The following is an 18,131-nucleotide window of genomic DNA, read 5'->3' on the forward strand; positions in this document are numbered from 1 at the left end:
CTCCTTATCGCCACCAGTTGCGCGCTGCCTTCAGCGCATCTTCCAGCGGTGGCAGTTCGGGATGCCAATGGCGCTCCCATTCCAGACTGAGGGGGATGTGTCGTTCGCCCGACTGTAAAAGCGAAAGCAGATCTGTAATGGGAAAATCGCCGTGGCCGGGCAATACGTAGCGCCGTTGCCCATCGCTGCTCATTGTGCTGTCCTTGACGTGCAGATGGACGACGTTTTTCGCGACGTGACGCCAAAGGGTTTTGAGATCGGAGCCTTTAGCCCAGGTATGGTGGGTGTCCCACAAGATCTTTGCTGTCGGCACCCGGTCAATGAAGGCGAGAAGCTGCTCGAAATCCGCCAGCGCATCGTGGGTCTCGATCATCAGGTCGACATTCAGCCCGCGTGATTGTCGCAGCGCCTGCCAGTCATCCAGCAGTTCCGCCGCGCATGTCATCTCGTCCGGCCTTAACCGGCTGCCACCGTCGAAGATACGCAGATAGGAAATGTCAGCAGCTTCCGCCCAGGCAATAAAGGGCTCGATGACGGAAAGGTCGGTGCTGCCGAACAGCCGAATGGACGTGTTGAGGGCGGCAACACTGAGATATCGTTCGGCGAGGAAAGCTGCAAACTCCGCAGGGGTGCCAAACTCGGCAGAGAGCGCCGGGATCAGATCGACCGTACCGGATAGTGCGCGCAGTTCCACACTCGCGATACCATGTCGTTGCGCCAGATCGCTCGTCTCGTGCAGATTGAGTTCGGAGCAGCCAAGCGTTGAAAAACAATAATCGAAAGCGCTCATGCCATACGCTCCATATCCCGCTTCTGAACCGGATGAAGCGGGGCAAGCCCCGCGACGAAACGTTCGATCTCGGTAATGGCCAAATCGGAAAGCGCCCGCAATTCATTGCCCAGCGCCCCGGCAATATGGGGGGTGAGCACGACATTGGGCAAATCGTAGAATGGGCTATCCGTCGGCAGGGGTTCCGGTTCCGGCGTATCGATCAGAATACGCAGCCGCCCCGAAAGCGCTTCCGCCAGCAATGCGTCATGATCGACCAGCCAGCCGCGTGCCGTATTGATGAAGATCGCATGATCAGCCATCAGCGCCAGTTCGCGGGCACCAATCATGTGGCGGGTTTCGGGCAGGATCGGCGCGTGCAGGGAGACCACATCGGACCAGGCGAGAAGCTCGTCGAGCTCCATTTTCGTTGCACCAAGTGCGGCCGCGTCTTCCACCGAAAGAAAGGGGTCGTAGGCGGCGATCTCGAATTTTCCGCGCGCCAGCATGTCCATGACCAGCCGACCAATCCGTGACGCGCCGATAATGCCGACTTTGCGGGAATGATTGCCGAGATAGGGCAGGTTCATGCCACGCCTGCTGCCAAAACCGCCGGTGCCGCGCTCTGCCCGATGTTGGTCTCGCAGACGAAACACATCCTTGCCGCACATGATGATTGCCGCATAGGTAAACTCGGCAACCGGCACGGCCATGGCGGGTGCCGCCGTGGTGATGAGAATATCGGATGTTTCCCAGAATTCGGCGGGGGCAACCGTGCGCACCGAGGACGCGGCATAGGCCACCATCCTGAGCTTTGGCGCACGGGCGAGGCGCTCGCGTGTCAGGGATGGCGTGCCCCAGGCGGCGAACAGAATATCCGCTGCGGCCAACGCTTCTGCACCCGCTTCCGTGTCGAAATCCGTATAGGGGAAACCCGGTATGATGTCGGTTACGGCATTCAACCGTGCCCATCCGCGCGAACCGAAGAAACCTTCGGGAAGCTCGTTCCGCATTGCAATCAACAGCTGTGGCTTGACTTGAGATTGTCTCATGGACGTACCGGACTTGAAACAGGGCGAACCTCTATGCGGGTGACGTCGATTTCGATCGGTCGAGAACCGGGCCGCAGGATCACATCGAGAAAAAGTTCGGGAGGGGCTTCACCTAACCTGAGTTTCAGGGGAGGGGTTCTGAGCGCTCCGCGCCATTGGGTGGCAGGGAAAGGAAAAAATCTGCCGTCTTCCGAACGGAAAGGCGCAAGTGCAACTGCCTCCTGCCCTTCGGCTGCAGCATCTTTCAGACGGAGCGATATTCCGAGCACGTCCCTATGTGCCGGCACCTCTACATCGCATATGGCCTCCACCCAGAAGCCTGTGCCCGGATGGACAAGCCGCCCGCCGAGACGGTGGCTCTGCTCACTCGTTTCCGTGACTGTCAGGGCTGAAAAATCCGATGCCAGATTGCCTGCCGGATTGTTCACCGGGTCAAAACGATCGTCTCTCGCCAGGATACGGGCCGGCGCGCGCGGCACGATCGTCTCCAGATAGGTCGCAAGCAGCTTTCCGACGGCAAAGGCGCCGGTCACCGCAAAATGGGTGCCGTCGTCGGAATAGCCGGGATAGGGCTCGCCGAATTCACTTGCGGGATCGACCCAGGCCGAGTTCCAGTCGAAGACATGGCAATTGGCGTGATCTGCGGCAAATTCGATGCTCTGCCGGTTGATCCAATGCGCCTTTGCCCGCTCCGCACCGCCAGCCGGCCATTTCCCAATGCCACGGGCAAGGATCGGGAGCAGGATGACGGTCTTGCCCGCGTCGAGCAAAGCCGAAACAATCCGCGCTCGTGTATCCGCAATCGTCTGGCGTGTTTCCACCATCATGTCGTTGGTGCCGGCATCGACGATGATCAGATCGAAAGCCGATTGCAGCAGTCGCGGCAGCCGTCGTTCAATCTCGATTGCCTTCTGGCCGGAAACCCCGAAATTGAGGCCGGAAAAGAACCGGCTGACACCCGGCCGATTGCTCGGTTCCCAGCCGGGTGGTGCGGATGGATCATGGTGGACAGGGCAGCAAAGCCTGCCATGCGACAATACCTCGGCCCAGCTCATCCAGCCGCGTGCCGATGTGGCAAGCGAGGCCGCGTCGCCAATATGGTTCTGCTGGACGAGCGAAGTGCCGAGAACGGCAATCCGGCTCGCCCTTGGTAACGATACGGACATGGTTTTTACCGGATATCAGGAGAACAGGACGCCGCCATTGATGTCGTAGCAGGCGCCGGTGATATAAGCGGCATCGTCGGACGCAAGGAAAGCCACCAGACCCGCAACGTCTTCACTCGAACCTTCCCGCTTCAGCGATGTGGCGCCTGCTACCCTTTCACGCACTTCGGGTTTGGTGAAGGTGTCGTGGAAGGTTGTCGAGATCATGCCGGGGCAGACGGCATTCACGCGAATATTCGGGCCGACTTCCTTGGCAAGTCCGCGGGTGAAAGTCATCACGGCACCTTTGGAAGTGGCATAGGCGAGCGCGCCCGGACCACCGCCGTCACGGCCCGCCTGCGACGAGAAGGTGACGATCGCGCCATTCTTCGCCATTTTCGGCAGTGCGGACTTGGCTGTCAGGAAGAGTGACGTCAGGTTGACGTCGAGGACCTGATGCCAGAAGGCTTCGTTCATATCCGCGATTGTCTTGCGGGCGATAAGGCCACCGGCCACATGGACGAGGCCATGGATCTCGCCGAATTTGTCCACGGCGGCAGAAATCGCAGCTTCGACTTCGCTTGCATTTGTCAGATCCGCCTTGATCGCCAGAGCCTGGCGGCCAAGCTTTTCGATTTCGGCAACGGCCGTGGCCGCACCCTCGGCCGCACCATTATAGGTGAGAACGACATTGGCGCCTTCCTGCGCAAAACGAATGGCGCATGCCCGGCCGATATCCCGGCCGGCGCCGGCGACAACAACGGTCCTGTTGGTAAAACGCTGCATTTGAAGAACCTCGTATGGTTAGAATTGCTTGGGAAGGGAGAGCTTGAAACGCTCGTCGTCGACGTCGCTGAAATAGATGTCGGTCGAAAACCCCTGATCATCGATGAAGCTGAAGATGCGTTTCGGCTCCTTCAGGCTGTAAGGCACCAGAAGGGTGACCAGCCGATGCCGGGTGGCCGCTGGAACCGTGGCGCAGACGTGATGGTGGATATCAAGACTCTCGAATTCCCGGGGATCGATGTCCGGAAAACCTTCGACGGCCGCAATTTGCGGTGTGCCGGCTGACGAGAAGACAAACTGGCCGTAAAAGCCCGCCTTTTGACCATTGTAGCGAAAGCTCGACCTGCCGGTCTGTGGTGCCCCTGTGGTGTGGCAAAGCCATTGCAGTTCCTGGGGTTCGGAGCACTCCACCTCGTCGACAATCACAAAATAGCTGTCGTTGACGAAGTGAATTTCGCGCTGTGCTTTCTGAACCAGCGGGTTCGCGACCCGATAGGCAGCCGCCGCATCCCCGACAATCCGGACATGTCCGGGCTTTTCCTCAACCGAGACGATGCGGCCGGCGGCACGGCGGGCGAGCGCCTTGTCCTTTTCCGCATATTGTCCCTTGCCGCCGATAAGGACGGCGTTTTTCGACCTTGTCTGACGGCGCCAGTTCAGATGCATCTGCGAGTTGAACGCCACGTAATAACCGGACTGGATCGCCAGATCCTCGCCATAGGCATAGAGGACAAAGGCATTCTGGTCGCCATGGCTGTGGCTCAGCGAACCGTAAGGACTGGATTTGAAGACGAATTGCAGATGCCGTTCCGGGTCTTCCATATGTTTCTGGATGGTCGCCCAACCGATATCATCGAAAACGGCGAGCGCCGGCAGGTCGGCAGGCGAGACGGCTTCCACCTGCTGATAATCGTGACGATAGACGAGATCGTCGAAGTTCAGGTCCCACCAGCCGTAATTGTAGAAGGCCATTTCCGTGCCAGCCGCATCGGCTTTGATGTGATCGAAATACCATTGGTAATGGCCGTTGCCGGTAACGCCGGCGAACTGACGCACATTGTAGCCCAGTTTCAGGCCGGGAAGATCGCCAAGCGTGGAGTCGTCGCCAAAGTTGGCGCGGCGGGTTCCCGGCGCCTTGGTATAAAGCGGGAAGCGCCCCGTGTTCTGGAAAAATGGCCGCTGATAGAGATCGTAACCGATATAGGAGCGGATGAGATTGGCTGCCTCTATGAGATAGGCCATGCCGGTCATCCAGTAATGCGGCCCTTCCGCCCAGCCGCCGTCGGTTCCAGCCCAGGGAGAATAGAGGGTGGCAAGGAATTCAACGGTGTAATCCAGCCATTCGCCTGCCTCGTCGCTTTCGCCCTGAAGCGCGATACAGGCCGGCGTCAGGACTGCCGAAAGCGAACGTACGGCATGACTGTCATAGGGAAACACGTGGATGCGGGCATGCGCAATGACATGGTCGGCAACCTCCCGCGTCCGCTCAAGAAGAACCGACCGCACGGTCTCGCGCTCGTCCTCGCTCAGATGGTCGTATAGCCAGTCATAGCCCCAGGCGAGTGCCACGACGACACGGAACCCTGCCTCGTCATTATAGGCCCGGGAAGTCGCGCCTTTCGGATCCCAGCCGGCGACTGCCAGCAGCCACTTGCGGGATGCATCCAGCAGATCGTCGCGTCCGAGCACGCGGCCGGCAATAGCCAGGTGCCGGATCGCATAGATCACTTCCTGGCAGTCGATATACATCTGCCGCCAGAGCGACGCGACGCGCATATTGTTGGGATAGGGCTGTGGCTCCGGCATCACCGGCCGCTCCAGCCAGGGTTTTGCCGATTTTTCGTAGAATTCGGACCACCCGCAATGGTTGGGGTCCTTTGCCACGGCCTGGGAGAAGGAGCTCAATTGTTCTGGATTGAGCCAGAGCCGCGGATGGCTGGCATGGGCGGCTGCATGACGGGCCTGCCTGCCGGGCAGCGGTGTTTTCGACAGCGAAGCACCGATCTCGAAACTACGCACGGTACTCCAGTTGGAATCCGGTGTTCCGGACTTCTGGTCCCACAGCGCATAACACCAGTGATAACGGCCTTCCGGCAGAGCTTCGTCCGGCGTGAAGAAATTCCAAGCGAGATCTTCAAAGACGAGCGTCTTTTTGTCTGCAAAGCCGGGATCGGTGGAAATGCGCAGCACGTAACGCGCGCCGTCATCGATATCGGGTAGCCATGAAAAACGCGGAGGGTTTTCCGTCGGTAACGCTTCTTCGCTCGGCTCGTAGCCAATGGTCAACGAACCCGGCCGGGGTTCATCGAGAAGAGCTTGTCTGGATATGGCCGGGGCAGAGGGACGCATTGCGCTCTAACTCCTATGAAAGCAGAAGGGAAAGGATGGCGGCGGCGAAGCCGCCATCACGGTCGAAGGGTTTATTGCGCGGCCTTGTACTGACGGTCGTAGGCCGATTGCATGATCTTGAGGACCTCGTCGTAACCGAGCGCGGTCAGGCGCTTCTTGTAGGCATCCCAGCCGGTATCAACGTCCTGGGCGCCCAGCACCCAAGTCTGCTGCATCTCGGTCATGTAGGTGAGGATGCTTGGCCAGTAGCGGTCGAAGGTCGCCTTTTCCTCGGCGTTCAGGGAAACACCCATGAACTCGTCCTTGAGGCAATTGCATTTGTCGTACATATCGATGCCTTCAAGCGCGATCTTGTTCGTCCATTGGCGTTCATATTCGTAGTCCATCCAGTATCCACGCGGGATCGCCGCACCGACCGCCCAAAGCTGGGCATTCACCGGATCCTTGTTGTCGAGGATTTCCTTCTTGAACTGCGGCTTGCCGTCGACCATCTCGTAGGTCAGGCCTTCGACGCCGAAATTCGACAGGATGCGTCCCTGTTGCGAGAACCAGAAATCGAAATATTTGATGGTTTCGACCGGGTGTTCGTTGGTTGCCGAAATGGCCCAGCCAACGGGCTGGACACGTAGCCGGCGGGAATCCTCGAACCGTTGGCCCGAAACCGTCCTTGGCGGGAGCATCGGCTTCAGTGCGAAACCGTCGATCTTCGGTGACAGGGCGTCGTTGTAGGTCGAAGTGCTGGCGAACCAGTCATGCGTCATGCCGCCGAGATTGTTGCCCAGAAGATATTCGCGCGAACGGGCGCCGCGGGTGAAAATCTCTTTGTCGATCAGACCTTCCTTGTACCACTTGGCCACATTGGAAATGCCGGTCTTGTAGTTTTCTTCCGCCCAGGGATGACGCAGCTGTCCGTCATAAACGGCAAAGTCACCATACCGCTCGGATCCGGACACGCGCGCATCCCACAGGTTGATGAGGCGGACGGCATCGATTTCCTCGCGGGCAAAATAAGGAACTTCATCCTTGAGGCCGTTGCCGTTCGGGTCCTTGTCGCGGAAGGCTTTCAGAACCTCGTAGACCTCTTCCGGTGTTTCAGGCTGCTTCAGGCCAAGCTTGTCGAGCCAATCCTGACGGATGAACCAGCCGCGTGAGAACTTGCCGTCCGGCACATAGGGAATGAAATAAAGCTTGCCGTCCGGTCCGGAGATGGCATTGCGAATATCCTTATGGCTGTCGAAGAATGCCTTGAGGTTGGGGGCGTTTTCCTCGATCAGGTCATCGAGTGGAATGAACGCGCCCTCCAGCCCGTAACGAATGAAGTCCTCCTTAAGCCCGCCGGTGGCATCGCCGCCGACGATATCGGGAAGGTTGCCCGAGGCGATCAGAAGATTGAAGGCATCGCGGCTGCTGGTGGTCGCCAGCGACGCCACATTGCGGACGTGGATGTTGGTGATTTCCGCAGCCTTCTGCTCCACCGGCCATTTTTCCGAATAGACGTATTTGTCGCGGAAGTGGAAATGGATCGTAAGCTCCAGCGGATCCTTTGAAATTTTGCCTGAATCCTGCGCCGATGCCGGCAAGGCCAAGGTCGCGGCTGTCATCAACGCCAGTAGGGGCGCGCCTTTTCGTAGTGCTCTCACAGGTTCTCCTCCCTTGTGCTGCTACTCTTTCACTCCGCCCAGCAGAATTCCTTTGGTGAAATACTTCTGCGCGTAGGGGTAAATGATGAGGACGGGAATGATGGAAGCGATCATGATCGCTGATGTCACCGTCTCGAACGAATAGTGGGCAGTGAGCAGGCTCGAGGCGAATTCGTCGTTCGAGTTCAGATCGACGATCACGCGCTTCAGATAGACCTGAAGCGGGATCTTTTCCTCGCCACGTAGCAACACCATGGCCCAGAAATAACCGTTCCAGCGCGAAACGATGCAGAACAGCGCAACGGTGACGATTGCCGGTTTGGAAAGCGGAATGAACACCTTCCACAGTAGCTGCAATTCGCTGGCACCATCCATCTTGGCGGCCTCTTCAAAGGACTTCGGAACGGTCTCGAAGAAATTGCGCAGCAGAATGACGTTGAAGGCGTTTGCCGCGAACCCAAGAATGATGCCCAAGCGGCTGTCGAGAAGTCCAAGATCGCGCATGTTCAGAAAGAAGGGGATCATGCCGGCGTTGAACCACAGCGTGAAGGCGATGGCGATGTTGAAGAAAGTGCGGCCGCGCAGGCGTCTGCGCGAAAGTGCGTAGGCGCCGGGGATCATGATCAGCAGGCTCATCAGCGTGCCGCCGAAGGTGTAGATGAACGTGTTGCCATAGGCGACCCAGAACATCCTGTCGGACAATACCCTGTCGTAAGCGGCAAGCGTGACATCGACCGGCCAGAACGTGACGCGGCCAGCCGTGACGGCGGCACCCGAAGACAGCGAGACCGACAGCACATAGAGGAAGGGATAAAGCGTCGACAGGACGAACAGGCCCAGAAGAATGGCATTTGCCCAGCCAAAAATTCTGTCGCCGCGAGAATACAGATTGAAGTTTGCCATCTTTCAGCTCCTCACCAAAGCGATGTCGAGGAGACTTTTCGGCTGATGCGATTTGCCGAATAGACAAGGACGAAAGCGATGACCGCATTGAATAGTCCGGCGGCCGTCGCGAGATCGTATTGGGTGCCCTGGAGACCGGTGCGGTAGATAAAGGTGGAAACGACGTCCGCCGTCTCATAGGTGGATGGGCGGTAGAGCAGAATGATGTATTCGAACCCGACCTCGACCAGATTACCGATGCGGATGATCAGCATGATCACGATTGTCGGCAGGATGCAGGGCAGGGTAATCCGCCACATCATCTGCCAGCGCGATGCCCCGTCCACCCGGGCGGATTCATAAAGCGTCGGGCTCACGCCGGCGATGGCGGCGAGATAGACGATGGATTCGAAGCCTGCCTCCTTCCAGACCGACGAGCCGATATAAATAGGGCGGAACCATTCCGGCTGGGTCAGGAAGTAGATCGGCTCGAATCCAAGGCCCTTCAGCAGGAGATTGACGATGCCGATCGATGGCGACAGGAAGTTGATGACGATGCCGGCGACGATCACCACCGAAATGAAGTGCGGCAGGTAAACGATCGTCTGAGCCCAGCGGCGGGCAACGCCACTTTGAACTTCGTTGAACATCAGGGCCAGAATAATGGGGACCGGAAAGGCGAAGATCAGACCAAGGCCACTGATTTTGATGGTGTTCCAGAAGGAGCGCACGAACATGTCATTGTGGAAGAGTTCAACGAAATTCGCAAAACCGACCCACGGGCTTTTTTCGATGCCGCGAAAAATCGAGAAATCCTGGAATGCGATGACCAGCCCGTACATGGGTTTATAGAGGAAAACCGCAAACCAGATAATCATCGGCGCAAGCAGCAGGTAGAGTTGCCAGTCCCGGCGCAGATCTTCCTGAAGATCGTGAAAGCGTTCCTGAAAACTCTGTTTCATGGTCGCATGTCGCCTTTGGTTTTCAGCGACCTGCCGGTCGCCGCGTCGAAGACATGGATGCGTGTAGTATCGATACTGAGCCGGCTAATGCCGTTGAGGGCATGATCGCCATAGAGCGTTTCGGCCTTGGCGATAAATGGCTGGCCATCGGCCTTGCCGTGCAGCAGCGCCTCGGCGCCCAAGGGCTCCACGAGGTCAATGCTGCAATTTAAAATTTCACGGCCGTCGTCAGCTTCCACCGACATGATTTCCGGCCGCAGGCCAAGTTTGACCGATTGCCCCTCCGTCGCATTTTTCGCGAAGGCTTCGGGAATGCTGAAGCGCTGGCCGGAGCCGCCTGTAAGCGCGACCTTCACAACGCCATCCCGCTTTTCGATGGTCCCGTCCAGAAGGTTCATCGGCGGCGAGCCGATGAAGCTTGCGACAAATATGTTGGCCGGTTCGAGGAAAACCTCCATCGGTGAGCCGACCTGCTCGATATGGCCGCCATTCATGATGACGATGCGGTCGGCCAGCGTCATCGCCTCGACCTGATCATGGGTGACATAGATGCTGGTGGCATGCATCCGCTTGTGCAACAGCTTTATCTCGGCGCGCATGTGGGTGCGCAGCTTGGCGTCGAGGTTCGAGAGCGGTTCATCAAACAGGAAGATTTTTGGTCTGCGCACGATGGCACGGCCCATGGCGACGCGCTGACGCTGGCCGCCGGAAAGATCAGCCGGCTTGCGGGCCAGATATTCGGTGAGCCCGAGGATCTGTGCAGCTTCCGCAACGGCCTTGTCGATGACGGCTCGCTTCTCTCCCCTGACGCGCAGGCCGAAGGCGATGTTATCGGCCACGCTCAGATGCGGGTAAAGCGCGTAGTTCTGGAACACCATTGCGACATCGCGGTCTTTGGGGGCAATTTTGTTGACCACCCGACCGTCCATCGAAACCGTGCCGTCTGAAATGTCTTCCAGCCCAGCGAGCATGCGCAGCGTGGTGGATTTTCCGCATCCCGAAGGACCGACAAGGACAACGAATTCCTGCGGCTGTATGGAAAGATTGATACCGTGGACGACTTCGAAAGCGCCGTAACGCTTGACGACATCGTTGATTTGAACTGCAGACATGAAAGGCCCCTCCTCAAAAGCCTTGAATGTTCAGTCAGGCGTCTTCGCCCCCCGTGAAACGCGCTTCCTCGTGACACGCGTGTTGACCTGCTCGATGAAGGTCCAGATCTTCGGGTTCTTGGAGAGTTCTGCGATTTTGGTTTCGAGTGATCCGAGATGGCGCTGGACGGCTTCGCGTGCCGCCTCGACATTGCCCGACTCGATGGCATCCACGATCGCTTCGTGTTCCTCGATCACCTTTTCGGTGCGGCGGACCGCAAAAACGCGCTTCAGGTGGCGCATCCGGTCCATTTCACCTTTCGCCTGGTTAACGACGCTCCATGCGCCGGGAAGGCGTGCAGCCGCAAATATGGTGCGGTGGAATTCCTCGTCCAGCAGGAAGAAGTTAGTGAACTCCTCGTCCTCGGCGGCGATGCGCTGCTGGGAAATGCAGGTCTTCAGACGGGCGATGTCTTCCAGCGAATGCCGCTTGGTCGCCTCGATGACAGCGCCTTCTTCCAGCTTGAACCGGATAAAGCAGGCTTCCATGTAACGCTGTACGTCGATCGGCGAGATATAGGTGCCGCCTTGCGGCACTACGGTCACAAAACCCTCTTCGGAAAGGCGAATGATCGCCTCGCGCACCGGTGTCTTGCTGACATGCAGCAATGCCGCGATCTCTTTTTCCGACAGCGCCCGCCCGGGAAGCAGCTTTACCTCGACAATCAGCTTGCGCAGCAGGGCATGAATCCGGTTGGTCATGTTTCCATCGGTCGGCAAATCTCGCGACGTTACGAGTTCAGACAGCGGCAACGATGGGAATTCGATGGGGTTAGACATATCAATGACCAAACTGAGATATCAGATAGTGTTTTGACATATCTGTTGGATTTAGGGGAGTCAAGGTCGGTGATTGAAAAGAATCTGCGCCGAGCCACGTTGGCCTGCGACATGCAGCCGGAAAAATGCGGCTTGGTGCCGGGCACCCGCGCTCTCCACCAATCTCGCGCCAGCCGCATTTATATTGAGAGCGGCGTCCGTGACGCCTTCTTTGAAAAATCGTTGTTGGAATTGGGCAAAGGGCTGGAGAAACGGAGGGTTCCCGGTCTGTGAAGGACCTCCGCTCCCCTTGTTCGGCAAGAGGGCACTAATTACGCCTGTAGCCCGCGCAGGATCAATTCGAGGTGAATCTTCAGGACGGCCTGCCTGTCCAAGCTGCGTCGGTCGTTGAAAATCAGCCGAAAAACCAATGTACCGATCATGGGCGACATGACGACCTTGGCGAGTTCGGGGGGGTTGGCCCGGAACCTTTTCTTGGCCACGCCGTCCTCAAGGATCGTGTGAATGCGCTCCAGCACCGGCGCCATCAAGACGTCGTGATGCCGGTCGATGAGATCGGGGAACTTTGCGCCCTCCGCGACAACGAAACGGAAAAGCTCCCGCATTCTTCTATTGTCGACGAAGGCGTCGAACAGGAATTCGAGCAGCAGGCGAAGTTCCTCGACGGGGTCGTCGGAAGTGCGGGCATAGGCCCGAAACGCATGTTGAAACGGTACGGAGACGTGCTCGATCATCGCCTCGAAAAGGGCTTCTTTGGTTTCGAAATAAACGTAGACCGTACCTTTCGTGACCCCCACCCGTCCCGCGATGTCCTCGACCCGCGTCGCCGTAAATCCCCTTTTGGTGAATTCCTCGAATGCGGCGTCGAGAATTTCTAATGGACGTTGTATCTTCTGTTCTGCACGTGACAGTTTTGCTTTCGCCATAACCCGGATCCTTGCTTATTTTTTCGGCGCGTGCCCTTCTGTCCGTCTCGATCGGCGGAAATGACAGGCAGCTTGCCTATTGCACCAGCACAAAAACCGGAATCGATTTTTGCAAGACGCAGTGCGTGGTTCAGTCAGTATGTCGGCGCACTCCCGATGCATCCGAAAGGGACCATCGGACACTGTCGGAATGATCATGCGGGAAGCCCGATTTGACGTCCACGCAGGTTCCAATGGCGGCGTAAGAATTTCATTGACTATTCAGTCAGTCAAATATTATAGGATGGGGCGAAGATCAAGAGGTCACCATGAAAAGCATTCTTTTAGCAGTGGCGATTGGCAGCATTTTCGCTTTGTCGTCCTGCAGCAATGAAGAACCACCTGCTGAAAAACCATTGCGCATCGTCGAGGTGGTCACGGCGGCGAAAAAGCCGGTCGGTCGCGGCAGTGTCATCACAGGCGAAGTAAGGGCGCGGGTTCAGACGGACCTGTCTTTCCGTGTGAGCGGCAAGATCACCGAGCGGTTGGTGGATGTGGGCGCGGCGGTAAAGACCGGGCAATTGCTTGCCCGCATCGATCCAGAGGAGCAGAAGGCCGATATCGATGTCGCCTTGGCCAATCTGCAATCCGCAGAAGCGCAGATGACGCAGGCGAAGCTGGCGTTTGACCGCCAGCAAAGTCTTTTCAAGACGCAGGTAACCTCACGCTCTGCCGTCGACAAGGCGCAGGAAACCCTGCTCACCACGCAAGGGGCGGTGAGATCGGCGCAGGCGCAGCTGGACACGGCGCGCGATGCGCTGTCCTATACCGAGCTCAGGGCCGATGCGGACGGCGTGATCACGGCGCGCAATGTCGAAGTCGGGCAGGTGGCGCAGGCCGCTCAGCTCGTCTTTACGCTGGCGCATGACGGGCCGCGCGATGCGGTTTTCGATGTTTACGAATCCCTGTTCCTCGAGCGCGACATCGATAATCTCGTCAATGTCAGCCTCCTGTCGGATCCCACCCGCAGCGTGGAGGCGCCAGTGCGGGAGATTTCCCCGACGATCGATCCGGACAATGGAACGATCAGGGTCAAGGTTGGCCTGAATGGCGATCTGACGATGCCGCTCGGAGCGCCCGTTTCAGGCCATTTCCGCTTCCAGCGGGTCGATGCGATCGAGCTTCCCTGGTCAGCGATGACGTCTCAGAACGGTCTTCCCGCCGTCTGGGTAATCGATCCGCAATCCTCGGAAATCGCGATGCGCCGCATCGGGGTCGCCGATTACGAGACGGGTCAATTCGTCGTCGCGGAAGGGCTTCTTCCCGGCGACCTCGTGGTGACCAGCGGGACCAAATTTCTCCGCATGGGTGAAAAGGTCGCCTATGAAAAGGGGCAGGCACAATAATGTTCAAGATAAACAGAAGCTTGTTTTTGCTGCTCCCAGCGATCGCGGTCTCCTCCTGCCAGGAAAAGCAGGAAGCCCCCGCTGAGGCGCCGCGTCGGGTCCTCTCCATCATCGTGGAGGAGAAGTCGGCCGATGTACTGCGACTGACCGGCACGGTGGAATCCAGAATTCAGACCGACCTCGGCTTTCGTATTCTCGGCCGGATCATCGCCCGCAATGTCGATGTGGCGGATCTTGTCAAGAAAGGCGATGTCGTGGCGTCGATCGACCCACTCGCGCTCGAACTTTCAGTGAAGAGTGCGCAATCCGATCTTTCCAATGCCGAAGCGCAATTGGCGAATGCGGTGACGACCGAGCAGCGCCAGCGTGTGCTGGCGGAAGCCCGCAGCGGCACGGAAGCCGCATTGGAAGAGGCCGAACAGGCCTCGCGAACCGCCAATGCCGCCGTCGCCAAAGCCCGCGCAAATCTGGACAAGGCCGAAGAGCAGCTGGGTTATACGCAGCTGCATGCGGAATTTGATGGCGTGGTAACCGCGACGTCAGGCGAAATCGGTCAGGTCGTCTCGGCCGGCCAGACGGTCGTGACCATCGCCCGCCCGGAAGTACGCGACGTGGTGGTCGACGTTCCGCAATTTGCGGCACAGCGGCTGGAGATCGGATCGACCTTCGAGATCGCCTTGCAGCTCGATCCGAAAATACGCACCACCGGCGTGGTGCGCGAGATTGCTCCGGAAGCCGAAACCGCGACGCGCACGCGCCGCACGAAAATCAGCGTGCAGGATGCGCCACCGACATTCCGGCTTGGATCCGTTGTCACGGCTTCGGTGCTTACCGCGTCCGACCCGCGGATCATGCTCCCGTCGTCGGCGCTGCTGCACAAGGATGGCGGATGGGGCGTCTGGATCGTCAATACTGATACCGCGACGGTCACCTACCGGCCGGTCACGGTGGAGGGCGAGCCCGCTGAAGGCGGCAATGCGCGCGTCACCGGCGGCCTCAAGCCCGGCGAACGCGTCGCCAGCGCCGGCGTTCACAAGTTTACGGATGGACAAGCCATCAGGATCGATCAGGAGGTCCATCAGTGAAGAAATTCAACCTCTCCGACTGGGCGCTCGAGCACCGTTCGCTCGTCTGGTACTTCATGCTGGTCTTCGTTCTTGCCGGCGTTTTCTCCTATCTCAACCTCGGACGTGAGGAAGACCCGAATTTCACCATCAAGACCATGGTGATCAGCGCGCAATGGCCCGGCGCCTCGGCGGAGGAAGTGGCCCGGCAGGTGACTGACAGGATCGAAAAGAAGCTCGAAGAACTCGACAATCTCGACCATCTGCGCAGCCAGACGGTGGCCGGCCGGACCACGATTTTCGTGGAACTCGTGCCCGAAACCAAGGCGAGGAACGTTGAGCCGACTTGGGTGCGGGTGCGCAACATGATCGGCGACATCAAGGGTGATTTCCCCTCGGGCGTCGTGGGTCCGTTCTTCAACGACCGTTTCGGTGATGTGTACGGCAACATCTACGCCTTCACCAGCGATGGTCTCAGCCAGCGGCAATTGCGCGATCTGGTGGAAGATGCACGCGCGAAGGTTCTGACCGTTGACAATATCGGCAAGGTCGATGTCATCGGCGCGCAGGACGAAGCGATCTATCTGGAGTTTTCCACGCGGCAGATCGCGGCGCTCGGCATTGATCAGCAGTCGATCATCAAGACGCTGCAATCCCAGAATGCCGTTACCCAGTCCGGTTTTGTTAACGCCGGTCCCGAGCGTGTCGCGCTGCGCGTCAGCGGCCAGTTCACCACGGAAGACAGCCTGCGGGCCATCAACCTGCGCGTCAACAACCGGTTCTTCCCGCTGACGGAGGTGGCAACGATCAGGCGTGGTTACGCCGATCCGCCGTCTTCGCTTTTCCGCTTTAACGGGCAACCGGCCATCGGCCTTGCCATCGGCATGAAGACCGGTGCCAACCTCGTGCATTTCGGTGAGGCGCTGGACGCACAGATAAAGCGTATCGTGACGGATTTGCCAATCGGCGTCGATGTGCACCGGGTATCCGATCAGCCGGCCGTGGTGGATGAGGCGGTCTCCGGTTTCACCTCGGCCCTGTTCGAGGCGATCGCCATCGTTCTCGTCATCAGCTTCATCAGCCTCGGATTGCGGGCGGGCATGGTCGTTGCCGTGTCCATCCCGCTCGTGTTGGCGATCACTTTCGTTTATATGGAATATACCGGCATTTCACTGCAACGCATCTCTCTGGGCGCACTCATCATCGCGCTCGGACTTCTCGTCGACGATGCGATGATTGCCGTCGAGATGATGGTCGCGCGGCTCGAGGTCGGAGACGATCTCAGAAAAGCGGCGACCTATGTTTATACCTCCACCGCTTTTCCGATGCTGACCGGCACGCTGGTCACCGTCGCCGGCTTCATTCCCGTCGGCCTCAACAACAGCGCGGCGGGCGAATTCACGTTCACCCTCTTCGTGGTGATCGCTGTTTCGCTGATCGTCTCGTGGATCGTCGCGGTCCTGTTCACGCCGCTGCTCGGCGTGACGATATTGCCGAAGACGATGAAATCGCACCACGGGAAGAAGGGTCGATTTGCCTCCGGCTTTTCCTGGCTTCTGGGCCGTGCCCTGCGCTGGCGCTGGGTGACGATCATCCTCACCATTGCGCTGTTCGGCCTTTCCGTCGGCGGCATGAGCCTCGTGCAGCAACAGTTCTTTCCTTCGTCGGACCGCGTGGAGCTTATCGTCGACTGGAACCTGCCGCAGAACAGTTCGATTGCCGAAACCAACCGGCAGATGGCGCAGTTCGAGCAGGAAGCGCTGGCGAAGAACCCGGATATCGACCACTGGACAACCTATGTCGGCGAAGGCGCACCGCGTTTCATCCTCTCCTTCGATGTGCAGACGCCGGATGTCACCTTCGGTCAGACGATCATCGTCACCAAGGGGCTTGATGTGCGCGACAAGGTCCGCGCTGAGTTGCAGGATTATCTGAACCGGACATTCACCGGCACCGACGCCTTCGTGAAATTGCTCGATATCGGCCCTCCGGTCGGCAAACCGGTGCAATACCGCTTGAGCGGTCCGGATATCCAGCATGTTCGCGAACTTGGCCAGCAGCTGGCGGGCGTCGTCGGCGAGCATAAGCTTCTTTCCAACATGGTCATGGACTGGAACGAGCCGACGCGCGTGGTCAAGGTCGATGTTTTGCAGGACAAGGCCCGGCAGCTCGGCGTCTCGTCGGAAGACATTGCCAATACCATGAACAGCATTGTCGAGGGTTCCACCGTGACGCAGGTCAAGGATGGCATTTACCTCGTCAATGTGGTGGCACGTGCGCAGTTGGCGGAACGCGGCTCCATCGAGACATTGCAGAACCTGCAATTGCCGGCGACGAACGGCAAGGCCGTGCCGCTGTCGGCAATCGCCAATTTCCGCTACGAGCTGGAGCAGCCGACCATCTGGCGTCGCGACAGGATCCCGACAGTCACCGTCAAGGCTGCAATCATCGGTCCGACACAGCCGGCGACAATCGTGGAGCAGTTGAAACCGAAACTCGAGGCTTTCGCAAAGGCGCTCCCCGTGGGTTACAAGCTGGAGACAGGCGGCTCAGTGGAATCCAGCGCGGATTCGCAAGCGCCAATCGTCGCTGTGGTGCCCTTGATGCTGTTTGCAATGGCGACAATCCTGATGCTCCAGCTGCAAAGCTTCAGCCGGCTGTTTCTGGTCTTCGCCGTGGCGCCCACGGCATTGATCGGCGTGGTGGTGGCGCTGCTGCTTTCCAATGCACCGATGGGCTTCGTCGCCATTCTCGGCGTACTTGCGTTGATAGGCATCCTGATCCGCAACTCGGTCATTCTCGTCGTCCAGATCGAACATCTGAGAAACGAGGGGGTTTCGGCCTGGCGCGCGGTCATCGAGGCGACAGAGCACCGCATGCGGCCGATCATGCTGACGGCGGCGGCGGCGACGCTGGCCCTCATCCCCATATCGCGGGAGATTTTCTGGGGCCCGATGGCCTATGCGATGATGGGCGGCATTGTGGTCGGCACGGCGCTCACGCTGCTTTTCCTTCCGGCGCTCTACGTCGCGTGGTTCCGCATTCCGCGTGAGGGTGACCAGCCGGAAGAACAGGAAATCAAGGCGTGATATCCGACGACAAACGGACACACCCTCGTGATCGCGAGGGTGTGTCCGGGCAGGGGCGGCAAGGTCGCCCTCTCGCCTAAATTCCCTAAAAATGGCCGCCATCGTTGTTCCTCCGGTCCGGATGGTGTTAGGAAGATCGGCTTAGCTGCGG

The 18,131-nt window shown here is 58.7% G+C and carries 15 protein-coding genes; 4 read left to right on the plus strand and 11 right to left on the minus strand.

Annotation, left to right across the window (positions count from 1 at the left end; genetic code table 11):
- Positions 1 to 4: 4 nt before the first annotated feature.
- From QSK43_RS18055 to QSK43_RS18100, 10 genes are all read right to left on the minus strand, one after another.
- A complete protein-coding gene (locus tag QSK43_RS18055; RefSeq protein WP_332304609.1) occupies positions 5 to 790 on the minus strand; it encodes a sugar phosphate isomerase/epimerase family protein in 786 nt (261 codons plus the stop codon).
- Positions 787 to 1,821: a hydroxyacid dehydrogenase gene (locus QSK43_RS18060; protein WP_332304610.1), complete on the minus strand. Its 1,035-nt coding sequence runs from the start codon at positions 1,819 to 1,821 to the stop codon at positions 787 to 789. The genes QSK43_RS18055 and QSK43_RS18060 overlap by 4 nt, the downstream gene beginning before the upstream one ends.
- The gene (locus tag QSK43_RS18065; RefSeq protein WP_332304611.1) at positions 1,818 to 2,987 is read right to left on the minus strand and encodes an SGNH/GDSL hydrolase family protein; all 1,170 of its coding nucleotides are present in this window, start codon (positions 2,985 to 2,987) and stop codon (positions 1,818 to 1,820) included. Before QSK43_RS18065 ends, QSK43_RS18060 begins: the two co-directional genes overlap by 4 nt.
- 15 nt (positions 2,988 to 3,002) lie before the next feature.
- Positions 3,003 to 3,752, minus strand: a complete 750-nt coding sequence (locus tag QSK43_RS18070) for an SDR family NAD(P)-dependent oxidoreductase (RefSeq protein ID WP_045020823.1) — start codon at positions 3,750 to 3,752, stop codon at positions 3,003 to 3,005.
- A gap of 18 nt (positions 3,753 to 3,770) precedes the next feature.
- Positions 3,771 to 6,101 (minus strand): alginate lyase, encoded by a 2,331-nt coding sequence (locus QSK43_RS18075; protein ID WP_332304612.1) that lies wholly within the window; start codon positions 6,099 to 6,101, stop codon positions 3,771 to 3,773.
- Between the two features lie 71 nt (positions 6,102 to 6,172).
- Positions 6,173 to 7,702 (minus strand): extracellular solute-binding protein, encoded by a 1,530-nt coding sequence (locus tag QSK43_RS18080; RefSeq protein ID WP_332304751.1) that lies wholly within the window; start codon positions 7,700 to 7,702, stop codon positions 6,173 to 6,175.
- Positions 7,703 to 7,762: 60 nt separating this feature from the next.
- The gene (locus QSK43_RS18085) at positions 7,763 to 8,644 is read right to left on the minus strand and encodes a carbohydrate ABC transporter permease (protein ID WP_332304613.1); all 882 of its coding nucleotides are present in this window, start codon (positions 8,642 to 8,644) and stop codon (positions 7,763 to 7,765) included.
- Positions 8,645 to 8,655: 11 nt separating this feature from the next.
- Entirely contained in the window at positions 8,656 to 9,585 is a 930-nt protein-coding gene (locus QSK43_RS18090; protein ID WP_045020831.1) for an ABC transporter permease, read from the minus strand.
- On the minus strand, positions 9,582 to 10,697 hold the full coding sequence (locus QSK43_RS18095; RefSeq protein WP_045020833.1) for an ABC transporter ATP-binding protein: 1,116 nt from the start codon (positions 10,695 to 10,697) through the stop codon (positions 9,582 to 9,584). Before QSK43_RS18095 ends, QSK43_RS18090 begins: the two co-directional genes overlap by 4 nt.
- 30 nt (positions 10,698 to 10,727) lie before the next feature.
- Positions 10,728 to 11,438, minus strand: a complete 711-nt coding sequence (locus QSK43_RS18100) for a GntR family transcriptional regulator (RefSeq protein ID WP_045020835.1) — start codon at positions 11,436 to 11,438, stop codon at positions 10,728 to 10,730.
- A 147-nt stretch (positions 11,439 to 11,585) separates the two neighbouring features.
- On the opposite strand from QSK43_RS18100, the gene QSK43_RS18105 reads away from it, so the two are divergent.
- Positions 11,586 to 11,789 carry a hypothetical protein gene (locus tag QSK43_RS18105; protein WP_332304614.1) on the plus strand — a complete coding sequence of 68 codons (204 nt, stop codon included), beginning with the start codon at positions 11,586 to 11,588 and terminating at the stop codon, positions 11,787 to 11,789.
- A gap of 38 nt (positions 11,790 to 11,827) precedes the next feature.
- On the opposite strand, the gene QSK43_RS18110 is transcribed toward QSK43_RS18105, so the two are convergent.
- Positions 11,828 to 12,442, minus strand: coding sequence for a TetR/AcrR family transcriptional regulator (locus QSK43_RS18110; protein ID WP_332304615.1), 615 nt, complete (start codon positions 12,440 to 12,442; stop codon positions 11,828 to 11,830).
- Positions 12,443 to 12,750: 308 nt separating this feature from the next.
- Between QSK43_RS18110 and QSK43_RS18115 the strand changes: the two genes are divergently transcribed.
- The 3 genes from QSK43_RS18115 to QSK43_RS18125 are packed head-to-tail and all read left to right on the plus strand — an operon-like array spanning position 12,751 to position 17,980.
- Entirely contained in the window at positions 12,751 to 13,827 is a 1,077-nt protein-coding gene (locus QSK43_RS18115) for an efflux RND transporter periplasmic adaptor subunit (protein WP_332304616.1), read from the plus strand.
- Entirely contained in the window at positions 13,827 to 14,912 is a 1,086-nt protein-coding gene (locus tag QSK43_RS18120) for an efflux RND transporter periplasmic adaptor subunit (RefSeq protein ID WP_332304617.1), read from the plus strand. Before QSK43_RS18115 ends, QSK43_RS18120 begins: the two co-directional genes overlap by 1 nt.
- Entirely contained in the window at positions 14,909 to 17,980 is a 3,072-nt protein-coding gene (locus QSK43_RS18125; RefSeq protein WP_332304618.1) for an efflux RND transporter permease subunit, read from the plus strand. Before QSK43_RS18120 ends, QSK43_RS18125 begins: the two co-directional genes overlap by 4 nt.
- Positions 17,981 to 18,131 lie beyond the last annotated feature (151 nt).

This window comes from Rhizobium sp. GR12 (assembly GCF_036596185.1).
GTDB lineage: Bacteria > Pseudomonadota > Alphaproteobacteria > Rhizobiales > Rhizobiaceae > Agrobacterium > Agrobacterium nepotum.

What these genes read in the sequence shown, in the direction of transcription:
- QSK43_RS18055 (WP_332304609.1), bottom strand. Translation starts at nt 790, where the DNA reads ATGAGCGCTTTCGATTATTGTTTTTCAACGCTTGGCTGCTCCGAACTC.
- QSK43_RS18060 (WP_332304610.1), bottom strand. Translation starts at nt 1,821, where the DNA reads ATGAGACAATCTCAAGTCAAGCCACAGCTGTTGATTGCAATGCGGAAC.
- QSK43_RS18065 (WP_332304611.1), bottom strand. Translation starts at nt 2,987, where the DNA reads ATGTCCGTATCGTTACCAAGGGCGAGCCGGATTGCCGTTCTCGGCACT.
- QSK43_RS18070 (WP_045020823.1), bottom strand. Translation starts at nt 3,752, where the DNA reads ATGCAGCGTTTTACCAACAGGACCGTTGTTGTCGCCGGCGCCGGCCGG.
- QSK43_RS18075 (WP_332304612.1), bottom strand. Translation starts at nt 6,101, where the DNA reads ATGCGTCCCTCTGCCCCGGCCATATCCAGACAAGCTCTTCTCGATGAA.
- QSK43_RS18080 (WP_332304751.1), bottom strand. Translation starts at nt 7,702, where the DNA reads ATGACAGCCGCGACCTTGGCCTTGCCGGCATCGGCGCAGGATTCAGGC.
- QSK43_RS18085 (WP_332304613.1), bottom strand. Translation starts at nt 8,644, where the DNA reads ATGGCAAACTTCAATCTGTATTCTCGCGGCGACAGAATTTTTGGCTGG.
- QSK43_RS18090 (WP_045020831.1), bottom strand. Translation starts at nt 9,585, where the DNA reads ATGAAACAGAGTTTTCAGGAACGCTTTCACGATCTTCAGGAAGATCTG.
- QSK43_RS18095 (WP_045020833.1), bottom strand. Translation starts at nt 10,697, where the DNA reads ATGTCTGCAGTTCAAATCAACGATGTCGTCAAGCGTTACGGCGCTTTC.
- QSK43_RS18100 (WP_045020835.1), bottom strand. Translation starts at nt 11,438, where the DNA reads ATGACCAACCGGATTCATGCCCTGCTGCGCAAGCTGATTGTCGAGGTA.
- QSK43_RS18110 (WP_332304615.1), bottom strand. Translation starts at nt 12,442, where the DNA reads ATGGCGAAAGCAAAACTGTCACGTGCAGAACAGAAGATACAACGTCCA.
- QSK43_RS18115 (WP_332304616.1), top strand. Translation starts at nt 12,751, where the DNA reads ATGAAAAGCATTCTTTTAGCAGTGGCGATTGGCAGCATTTTCGCTTTG.
- QSK43_RS18120 (WP_332304617.1), top strand. Translation starts at nt 13,827, where the DNA reads ATGTTCAAGATAAACAGAAGCTTGTTTTTGCTGCTCCCAGCGATCGCG.